Consider the following 9,584-nt stretch of genomic DNA (forward strand, 5'->3'; position numbering starts at 1 on the left):
CGCGCGTCCGCTGTTCGCGGTGATGACCAAGAACACCGGCCGCCAGTTCGTGATCGACAACAAGGGCGGCGCCGGCGGCACGCTCGGCGCCGGCATCGCGGCCAAGGCCCCGCCCGACGGCTACACCTTCTTCATGGGCGCGGTGCACCACACCATCGCGCCCAGCATGTACCCAAAGCTCGACTACAAGCTCGAGGAGGACTTCATTCCCGTCGCCCTGGTCTCCAGCGTGCCGCAGGTGATCGTGATCAACCCGACGAAGGTGCAGGCCACCGACGTGAAGAGCCTCCTGGAATTCCTGAAGAAGAACCCCGGCAAGCTGAACTACGGCTCGGCGGGCAACGGCACCTCGCACCACCTGGCGGGCGAGCTCTTCAAGCTGCAGACGCAGACCTTCATCACCCACATCCCCTACCGCGGCGCCGGCCCGGCGCTGCAGGACCTGATGGCGGGCCAGGTGGACCTGATGTTCGACGGTCTGGGATCGTCGGCCGCGCACATCCGCGGCGGTCGGATCAAGGCGCTGGCGGTGGCCTCCTCCAAGCGCGCGCCGGGCTTCCCGGACATCCCGAGCGCGGTGGAAGCCGGCATCCCGCAGTACCAGGTCGCGACCTGGTACGGCCTGTGGGCGCCCAAGGGCACGCCGAAGGAAGTGATCGCCGCGATGCAGGCCGAACTCCGCAAGGCCTATGCGACCGAGGAGTTGAAGACCATCTGGACCGGCCTGGGCACCGACATGCCCACGCTCTACGGCGACGCGTTCGGCAAGTTCGTGCACGGCGAGGTGGTGCGCTGGGCCGACGTGGTCAAGCGCAGCGGTGCGAAACTGGATTGATCCAGACTGCTCCGATAGCGATTGCCTGAACTCCGGCCTGCGACTCCCGACATGAACGCTCCCCTGAAAGCCACCGCGAACGCCAACCTGTTCGCCGCACTGCGCGCGAATTTCTCCGACGACCTGGACGCCTGCGCGATCGAGCTGGCCGACGGTCCCGACGCCGGCCAGCGCTACAGCTGGCGCGACATCGACCGCGCCACGGCGATGATCGCCAACCTGCTGGAATCGCTGGACCTGCCCGCGGGCAGCCGCGTCGCGGTGCAGACGGAGAAGAGCGTCGAAGCGCTGCTGCTGTACCTCGCGGTGCTGCGCGCCGGCTATGTGTACCTGCCGCTGAACACGGCCTACCAGGCCGCCGAACTCGAGTACTTCATCGGCAACGCGGAGCCGGCCGTGGTCGTCTGCGCGGGGAAGAATTTCGGCTGGATCAGCAAGCTGGCGTTCCAGGCGAAGGTGCCATGGGTGTTCACGCTGAACGAGGACCGCAGCGGCACGCTGCTGGACCGCGCGGTGCAGATGCCCGACACGCACCAGGTCGCCGAAAAGCAGGCCGACGAGCTGGCGGCGATCCTCTACACCAGCGGCACGACCGGTCGCAGCAAGGGCGCGATGCTGAGCCACGGCAACCTGCTGTCCAACGCCGAGGTGCTCAAGCACGCCTGGGGCTGGAGGGCGGACGACGTGCTGATCCACGCGCTGCCGATCTTCCATGTGCATGGGCTGTTCGTGGCCTCGCACGGCGCGCTGCTGGCCGGGGCGAAGATGCTGTGGTTCAACCGCTTCGATCCGCGCGGCGTGATCGCGCGGCTGCCCGACGCGACGCTGTTCATGGGCGTGCCGACGCTGTACGTGCGGCTGCTGGAGCAGGCCACGCTGACGAAGGAGGCCTGCGCGCGGATGCGGCTGTTCATCAGCGGTTCCGCGCCGCTGCTGATCGAGACCTTCCACGAGTGGCAGCGCCGCACCGGGTTCACCATCCTGGAGCGCTACGGCATGAGCGAGACGGTCATGCTGACCTCGAATCCGTACAAGGAAGAGGACGGCGAGCGCCGCGGTGGCACGGTCGGCCGTCCGCTGCCGGGCGTGGGCCTGCGCATCGTCGACGATGCGGGCGCGCCCTGCCCGAGCACGGGCGACGGCGAGATCGGCCACCTCCAGGTGAGCGGCCCCAACGTGTTCTCGGGCTACTGGCGCATGCCGGAGAAGACGAAGGAGGAGTTCACCGCCGACGGCTGGTTCAAGACCGGCGACGTGGGCCGGCGCGACGACCGGGGCTACGTGACCATCGTGGGCCGGAGCAAGGACCTGATCATCACCGGCGGCTACAACGTGTACCCGGCGGAGATCGAGGGCTGGCTCAACGAGCTGCCCGGGGTGGCGGAGTCGGCCGTCATCGGCGTGCCGCATCCGGACTTCGGCGAGGGCGTGATCGCCGTGGTGGTGCCGCGCCCGGGCGCCGCGCTCGAAGGCGCGACCTTGATCGCCGCGCTGAAGGACCGCATCGCCGGCTTCAAGGTGCCCAAGCGGGTCTTCGTCGAGCCCGAGCTGCCCCGCAACGCGATGGGCAAGGTGCAGAAGAACCTGCTGCGCGAGCGGCATCAGGGGCTGTTCGGCTGAGCATCGCCGACAATCGTCGTCATGAGCACGCCGACGCCGCTCCCCACCACCGACACGGGCGGCACGACCAGCACGACCGACACGTCCGTTCAGGTCAACGCCCTGGACACCGCCTGCCCGCGCTGCGGCGGCGGTTTCCATTGCGGCGTGAACGACGGCTGGTGCGCCTGCTTCGGCACGCGACTGGGCGAGGGTCTCAAGCGGGAACTCGCCGCGCGCTGGCCCGACCGGTGCCTGTGCCTGCGCTGCCTGGGCGAACTGGCCCGCGACGATCCGGACAGCCACGTGCCGGACGCGCCGAAAAACCCGCCCCCGCCCCCGTTGTTGGGCGTTTGAAGACGTACGCGGCACGGCCACAATCCGACCGATGCCCGCCTCCTCATTCAGCCAGTCCGTCGCGGAGCGCCTCCGGGTCAGGCGCCTGCTGGTTGTCGGCCCCTTCCTGGCGCTGGGGCTGGTGCTGGTCGTGCTGTGGGCGCTGGTGCTGTGGTTCGCGCTGATCTATCCGAAGTCGCTGGTCGAGGACCTGCAGGACGACCTGCACAGCATCGCCCTGAACGCGACCCAGGACACCGAACAGCTCCTGCGCGAGACCGAAGGCAGCCTGCGCACCCTCGACCTGCTGCTGCTCACCCGCAGGAACGAACGCCAGGACCTCGACGCCACCGTGTCCCTGATGGCCGATTCGCTGCGCGACAACTCGCGCGGGATCACCGACGTGATGCTCGCCAGCGCGGACGGCCGCCTGTGGCGCATCCCGTCGGTCACCGGCGAACCCTATGTCGACCTCGGTCCGAAGAGCTTCCTGTCGGAGCTGGGTCGGCCGGGCGGACCGAGCGTCATCCTCGGCACGCCGATCCGGCTGCGGCCGGGCGCCCACTTCGTCCTGCCGATGGCCACTCGGTTGAGCGCGCCGACCGGCCCGTTCACCGCGACGGTCGGCTTCATCGATCTCGACGCGCTGCTGCGCGTGTACCGCACGCGCTCGATGCGTTCGGGCATGGCCGTGCTGCTGGAACGCGACGACGGCGTCGCCATGGCACGCTGGCCGGAAGTGCCAGGTCTTGTCGGCACCAACATGCGGCTGGTCCCCGGCGGCGAGGTGCTGCCGCCGAGCCCGCCGGCCAGCGGCCAGTTCATGGTGGCGAAGAGCCCCGCGGACGGGCAGGACCGCATCGTCTCGTACCGTGTGCTGCAGGACTACCCGCTGCGCCTGTTCGTGTCCTTCGAGCGCGACCGCATCCTCGCCGGCTACCTGCAGCAGCGCCGCGCGGTGCTGGGTTTCTCGCTCCTGGTCACCGTGATCGCGGTCGGCCTGATGGCCTGGTTCACGCGGCTGCAGCAGCGCACCCGGCTGCGCGAGGCTGAACGCGAAGCCACCGCCGACGCGTCGCCGATGGGCCTGTTCCGCTGCGACCTGCTGGGCCGCACCGTGTATGCCAACGAGACCTACCTGCGTCTGCTGGAGGTCGATCGCAAGGACCTGGCCTGGGGCTGGCTGGACCGCCTGCCCGCGACGGAACGCGAGTTGACGCGCGAGCAGTGGGCGGCGCTGGTCGCCGTGGGCGAGCCGGTCGACCGCGTGCGGCAGCTGGCGCGCCGCGACGGCACGGAGCTGCTGGTCCGGCTGCGGATGCGGCCGATGCGGCTGGGCGGACGCATCGTCGCGCACGCCGGCACGGTCGCCGACATCACCCCCGAATTCGCCGCCCGGCGCGAGCGCGAACGCAGCCAGGCCGTGATGAGCGCGATGGCGCAGAGCGTCAACGTCATGATGCTGGCGGTCGACACCGACGAGCGCGTGCTGTTCTGCAACAAGGCCTTCGAACGCCGTTTCGACATCCCGGAGAACTCCTGGCAGGGGCGCCATGCGTCCGACGTCTTCGACGACCTGTACCCGGCCGTGCATCCGCTGATCCAACGCGCCTTCGCGGGCGAGACCAGCGTGGTGGAGATGCGCGACGACGACGGCGTCAGCCGCCCGATGCCGCTAGACGGCGACGACCGCGGCGAGACCCGCTACGTCGAACTCACCTACGCGCCGCTGGTCACCGACGACGGCACCATCATCGGCGCCTACGGCGTCGCGCGCGACGTCACCGACGTCAAGCAGGAACAGATGCGGCTGCTGCGGGCCTCCAACACGGACCCGCTGACCGAGCTGCTCAACCGCGCGGGCTTCGCGTCGCAGGTCAACGCGGCGCTCGGCCGCGCGACGGAGCGCGACGAACTGGTGGCGCTGCTGTACCTGGACCTCGACCGCTTCAAACCCGTCAACGACGAGTACGGCCACCCCGTCGGCGACGCGCTGCTCAAGGCCGTCGCCGGCCGGCTGCGGCATGCGCTGCGACCGCAGGACCTGGTCGCCCGCATCGGGGGCGACGAGTTCGCGGTGTTCCTCAGCCACGTCGCGAAGCCGGTCGACGCGCAGGTCGTCGCCGACAAACTGGTGCACGCACTGACCCTGCCGTTCCGCATCGGTGCGCTCGAACTCCACATCGGCACCAGTGTCGGCTTCTGCGTCCAGTGGGCCAGGCAGGCGGACATCGACGACCTCGTCACGCAGGCCGATGAGCAGCTCTATCGCGCCAAGCGGGCCGGCCGGGGGAGATCGAGCGGCAGCCTCTGCGCGGAGCGCAAGACGTCGGCGGAGTAGCGGGGCGGTGCGATGCGGTGCGCGGTCAGCCGCAGTTGCCGAAGTCGCCCGGGCTGCGGCCGTCCAGGGACGCCGTCGGCGTCGACGGGCCATGCTTCAGGCGCATCAGCGTCATCTGCAGGACCTTGGCGTCGGCGCTGGCGCGGTGACGCCGCAGCTTGGCCTCGGCGCGGACCTCCTGCTGGACGGTGTTCCAGCGCTGGACCTCGTCCTCGCTGAGCAGGCGCCGCACATCCTCGATCCGGAAACGCGGCAGGCGGCCGACGCTGTCGAACAGCTTGCTCATCCACGGATAGTCATGGCCCCAGCTGTCCGAGTAGACCGTCTGACCCGCCAGGCGCTTGTTGAGTTCGTCGACGACCCATTCACGCGGGCGCCCGTGACGCAGCAGGAGCTCGCGCGTGATGCCGTGCAGCGCCTCGGCCTGCTCGTCCCAGTGCTCCCAGTCGGGCGCGGGCTGGATCAGCGAGCAGAACGGCAGGCCGCCCGCCTCGACGAAACCGATCTCGATCGGGTAGCTGCCCCGCCCGAAACCGGAAGCCTCCAGGTCGAGGATGGTCGGCGCAAGGACCGGAGAGGCGGCAGGCAGGACGGCAACGCTCATGGGCGCGAGTATGCAAGCGCCGGGCCAGCCGCGGGAGCCGCCCCTCCTCAGATCAGGGGACGGCCGGCGTCGCCGAATGCGTCACCGTGGGCGCCGCGGGCGACGTAACGGGCGCGGCCTTGGGCGGCTGCCCCGCCGCGTCGCCGTCGCCGCTGTCGCCCCGGTCCCGACCCTGGCCGCGCTGCAGCGCATGCCAGCCGTCCAGGCCGCCGTCCAGCGCCAGGACCCGCGGATGACCGCGCTTGAGGAGCTCGTGCGCGCCCTGGATGGCGGAGACCTCGTTCGGGCAGTTGCAATAGAGGACCAGCAGCCGGTCGTCGGGCAGTTGCGCCGCGTATTCCGGCAGGCGGGTCAGCGGGATGTTGAGCGCGCCGGGCAGCGTGCGCGGATCGGCGGCACGGCCGGGGTCGCTGCGCACATCGATGAAGAGCGGCGCCATGTCCTGCTCGCAGAGCGCGGCGGCGTCCTCGACGCTGATGCGCTCGACCTCGCCCTGCAGCTTCGCCATCTGGCGACGACGCCGCCAGCGGTTGCCGATCAGGAGCGCCAGCACGGCGACGATCGCGGCCACCGCGAAGATGCCGGCGTTGGAGAGGAAGTCCAGCACGTCCTGGATCTGGTCGCTGAAGATCAGCCCGAGACCGAGGAAACACGCCGTCCAGACCAGTCCGGCGACGGCGTCGTAGGCGATGAAGCGCCGCCAGCCCATGCCGAGCGCGCCGGCCATGGGGGCCGCGACGACCGAGATGCCGGGCAGGAACTTCGCGGCCAGCAGCGAGCTGCCGCCCCAGCGCGCGATGAGGCTTTCGCTCTGGCGGACGCAGACGTCCGGCGACAGCGAGACGCGGCACAGCAGCCGCAGCACCCGGTGGCCGTAGCTGCGGCCGGCGATGAACCAGATCGCGTCGCCCAGGACGTTGGCGAGCACCGCCGCCACGACCAGCGACAGCGCCGACAGGCGCCCGGCGGCGGCCAGTCCGCCGGCCACCACCAGCAGCGGCGCCGCGGGCACGGGCGCACCGATGCGCGCGGCCAGCGTCACGAGGAAGACGAGCAGGAAGTCGTGTTGGATCAGCAGGTCGATCAGGGCGCGCATGCGGCGCATTGTCGCGGCTGCGGAGGACACCCGTCGGCGGTGGGGCGATTCATGCCGCCCGCCACGAGACCCGTCAGGACACCAGCCGGGGCGCCTTGGGCCGGGCGACGAAGGCGAACTGCACCCACTTCGTCTCCTCGAGCTGCCGCCCGAAGAGCCGGAAGGCCAGCCGGCGCTTGAGCGAGGAGGTGTACCACTGCTCGTTGATGCCCTGGACGCTGAGCACCTCGTAGCCGCACTCGTCGAACATGCGCAGCGCGCTGGTCCGGGTGAAGAAGCGCAGGTGCGTCCGGTCGCGCACGCCGCAGGGCTCGTAGCGGAAGTCGCGGTCGTGGACCAGCGGCCAGATCGTGTCCAGATGCAGCAGATTGGGCAGCGAGGCGAGGACGACGCCGCCGGGGACGAGCAGCGGCGCGGCGTGGTTGAGCGCGGCCCACGGATCGGGCATGTGCTCGAGCACGTCGTTGAAGGAGATGGCGTCGAAATGCGCCTCCGGCAGCGTCAGCGAGGGGCCGAAGAAGCCCTGCATGACCCGGTCCAGGTGGGCGGTGGCGCGCTCCGCGGCGCCGGCGTCGGGCTCGACGCCCCAGACCTCGGTGCCGGGATGGGCCAGCTTGACGGCTTCCCCGAAGGCGCCGGTGTTGCAGCCGACATCCAGCAGGCGACGGCAGTCCTTCGGCAGAAAGGCCAGCATCTCGCGGCGCGCGGAGTGCGGATAGTCGAATCGGGACAAGGGACTGGCGGTACGGACAGCCGGCATGGAGATCTCCTCGGCGCCCGCCACGAGCACCGCGGCGGTGCGCGAAGCATAGTCAGGTGCAGGCCCCCTCGACATCCTTCTCTTGCGGGACAGGGAAGTCCCGGGCGCACGCCGTCATCAAATCGAAGAATAGGCCGCTCGCAGCGCTGGTTCCCTCCTGGCGCCGGCCGCGGCCGCGCGAGGCGCCGTTCCGGGTTCCGTGCTCACCGGGGACCGGTCGTCGTCACTGGTGCGGAAGACCGCCACAGCGCCGACCATCTCGGCGGCCTGCTGACTCATGCTGTCGGCGGCGGCCGCGCTTTCCTCGACCAAAGCGGCGTTCTGCTGCGTGGCGCGATCCATCTGGGTGATGGCCTCCCCGACCTGGGTGACACCGACGCTCTGCTCCGCACTGGCGACACTGATCTCGCCCACGATGTCGGACACGCGGCGGATCGCGCCGACGACCTCGGTCATCGTCGCGCCCGCCTGGTCGACCAGGCCGGTGCCCTGCTCGACGCGGGCGACGCTGTCGCCGATGAGCTGCTTGATCTCCTTGGCCGCGCCGGCGGACCGGCTGGCCAGGCTGCGCACCTCCGCGGCCACGACCGCGAAGCCGCGGCCCTGCTCGCCGGCCCGGGCAGCCTCGACCGCCGCGTTCAGCGCCAGGATGTTGGTCTGGAACGCGATGCCGTCGATGACGCCGATGATGTCGGCGATGCGGCGGCTGCTGTCGTTGATGCCGCGCATGGTCTCGACGACCTGTCCCACGACTTCGCCGCCGCGCGAGGCGACTTCGCTGGCATTGAGCGCCAGCTGGTTGGCCTCCCGGGCGTTGTCGGCGTTCTGGCGCACGGTCGCGCTCAGTTGTTCCATCGAGGCGGCGGTCTCCTCGATCGCGGAAGCCTGCTGCTCGGTGCGCGCGGAAAGATCGTTGTTGCCCTGCGCGATCTGGGTACTGGCGATCGCGATCTGTTCGGCCGAGCCGCGCACCTGGCCGATCAGGGTGACCAGCTGCGATTGCATGGCGCCCATCGAGGCGAGCACGCTGCCGGCGGGCGCGGGCAAGGCGCCATCGACCGGTCGCAGATCGCCTGCGGCAATGCGGTGAGCGGCGGCCGCGAGCTGTGCCGGCTCCGTGCCGAGCGCCGTCATCAGGCTCCGCGTGATCTGCCAGCCCAGGCCGGCGGCGACGACGACGGCGGCCAGACTGATCAGCGTCAACCACCGACGCTGCGCTTCACCTTGGGCGGTGAAGGCGGTGGCCACCTCGACACCGGCCTTGGCGGCGTAGTCGTTGTAATCCCGCACCGCTGTCAGCAATGCCGCCAGCAAGGGCCGGCAGTCGCGGGTCATGGCTTCCATCGCCTCATCGCGCTTGCCGGCGGCGGCCAGTTCGACGATGCGCGCGGCCACCGGACCGTAGCCGTCTTCGACCTGGACGATGCGACCCAGCAGTTCCCGCTCGCGGGGCGTGGCATCCGGCGCCGCGGCGACCGCGTCGCGCAGTTCACGCAGATGCAGACCGATCGCGGCATGCGCGTCGAGCGCCATCTTCTTCGACGCTTCCAGGTCGACCGCATCCTTCACGATGACCATGTCGCGCACGCCGATGGCGCGGCGGTTGGCGTCGATCCGGACGTCGAAGGCGAGTGCTTCGCGGTCGTTGATGCCGTGGAAGAAGGCGTCGAAGCGCCTGTTGGCGTCGGACAGGTTGCACAACGCGACGACGCTGACCAGCACCACCGTCGCGACCAGCGCGGTGAAAGCGAACGTCAGCTGCTTCTTGACCGAAAAACCGTTCATGGCCTGCCCCAGGAGTAGTTGCAAAGGAAAGGAAATGCCTGCCTGCACAGCAGCGCATTGCCCTCCTCAGTGATCCACTCCGGCCGACCGGTGCGAGAACTTTTCCCGCTTAGAACGAGGTCCAGTCGTCGTCGCCCGCCAGCACCGGCTCGGCCGGCGGCTTCGCCGGCGCGGCGGCGGGCCGGACCACGTGCAGGTCCGGCGCCGGCGCGGAACGCCGCCTCGGGG

Annotated in this window: 8 protein-coding genes; 4 read left to right on the top strand and 4 right to left on the bottom strand. The window is 70.2% G+C overall.

The window, feature by feature from the left end:
- The 4 genes from VF536_RS26150 to VF536_RS26165 all read left to right on the top strand — a co-directional run.
- The coding region (locus VF536_RS26150; RefSeq protein ID WP_331617878.1) for a Bug family tripartite tricarboxylate transporter substrate binding protein at positions 1–835 on the top strand (835 nt) is incomplete at its 5' end.
- Between the two features lie 51 nt (positions 836–886).
- On the top strand, positions 887–2,455 hold the full coding sequence (locus VF536_RS26155; protein WP_331617879.1) for a malonyl-CoA synthase: 1,569 nt from the start codon (positions 887–889) through the stop codon (positions 2,453–2,455).
- 21 nt (positions 2,456–2,476) lie between these two features.
- On the top strand, positions 2,477–2,791 hold the full coding sequence (locus VF536_RS26160) for a cysteine-rich CWC family protein (RefSeq protein ID WP_331617880.1): 315 nt from the start codon (positions 2,477–2,479) through the stop codon (positions 2,789–2,791).
- 31 nt (positions 2,792–2,822) lie between these two features.
- A complete protein-coding gene (locus VF536_RS26165; protein WP_331617881.1) occupies positions 2,823–5,111 on the top strand; it encodes a bifunctional diguanylate cyclase/phosphodiesterase in 2,289 nt (762 codons plus the stop codon).
- Between the two features lie 25 nt (positions 5,112–5,136).
- Here VF536_RS26165 and VF536_RS26170 read toward each other — a convergent pair whose 3' ends face one another.
- The 4 genes from VF536_RS26170 to VF536_RS26185 form a co-directional block, all read right to left on the bottom strand.
- Complete coding sequence (locus tag VF536_RS26170) at positions 5,137–5,715, bottom strand: hypothetical protein (protein ID WP_331617882.1); 579 nt, start codon at positions 5,713–5,715, stop codon at positions 5,137–5,139.
- Between the two features lie 52 nt (positions 5,716–5,767).
- Complete coding sequence (locus VF536_RS26175; protein WP_331617883.1) at positions 5,768–6,811, bottom strand: VTT domain-containing protein; 1,044 nt, start codon at positions 6,809–6,811, stop codon at positions 5,768–5,770.
- Positions 6,812–6,884: 73 nt separating this feature from the next.
- The gene (locus VF536_RS26180; protein ID WP_331617884.1) at positions 6,885–7,571 is read right to left on the bottom strand and encodes a class I SAM-dependent methyltransferase; all 687 of its coding nucleotides are present in this window, start codon (positions 7,569–7,571) and stop codon (positions 6,885–6,887) included.
- A 117-nt stretch (positions 7,572–7,688) separates the two neighbouring features.
- Complete coding sequence (locus tag VF536_RS26185) at positions 7,689–9,356, bottom strand: methyl-accepting chemotaxis protein (RefSeq protein WP_331617885.1); 1,668 nt, start codon at positions 9,354–9,356, stop codon at positions 7,689–7,691.
- Positions 9,357–9,584: the final 228 nt, after the last annotated feature.

It is taken from the genome of Roseateles sp. (genome assembly GCF_036486225.1).
In the GTDB taxonomy this organism is placed as follows: Bacteria; Pseudomonadota; Gammaproteobacteria; order Burkholderiales; family Burkholderiaceae_C; genus Roseateles.

Coding starts and splice junctions, on each gene's coding strand:
- VF536_RS26155 (WP_331617879.1), top strand. CDS start 887: ATGAACGCTCCCCTGAAAGCCACCGCGAACGCCAACCTGTTCGCCGCA.
- VF536_RS26180 (WP_331617884.1), bottom strand. CDS start 7,571: ATGCCGGCTGTCCGTACCGCCAGTCCCTTGTCCCGATTCGACTATCCG.
- VF536_RS26185 (WP_331617885.1), bottom strand. CDS start 9,356: ATGAACGGTTTTTCGGTCAAGAAGCAGCTGACGTTCGCTTTCACCGCG.
- VF536_RS26170 (WP_331617882.1), bottom strand. CDS start 5,715: ATGAGCGTTGCCGTCCTGCCTGCCGCCTCTCCGGTCCTTGCGCCGACC.
- VF536_RS26160 (WP_331617880.1), top strand. CDS start 2,477: ATGAGCACGCCGACGCCGCTCCCCACCACCGACACGGGCGGCACGACC.
- VF536_RS26165 (WP_331617881.1), top strand. CDS start 2,823: ATGCCCGCCTCCTCATTCAGCCAGTCCGTCGCGGAGCGCCTCCGGGTC.
- VF536_RS26175 (WP_331617883.1), bottom strand. CDS start 6,811: ATGCGCGCCCTGATCGACCTGCTGATCCAACACGACTTCCTGCTCGTC.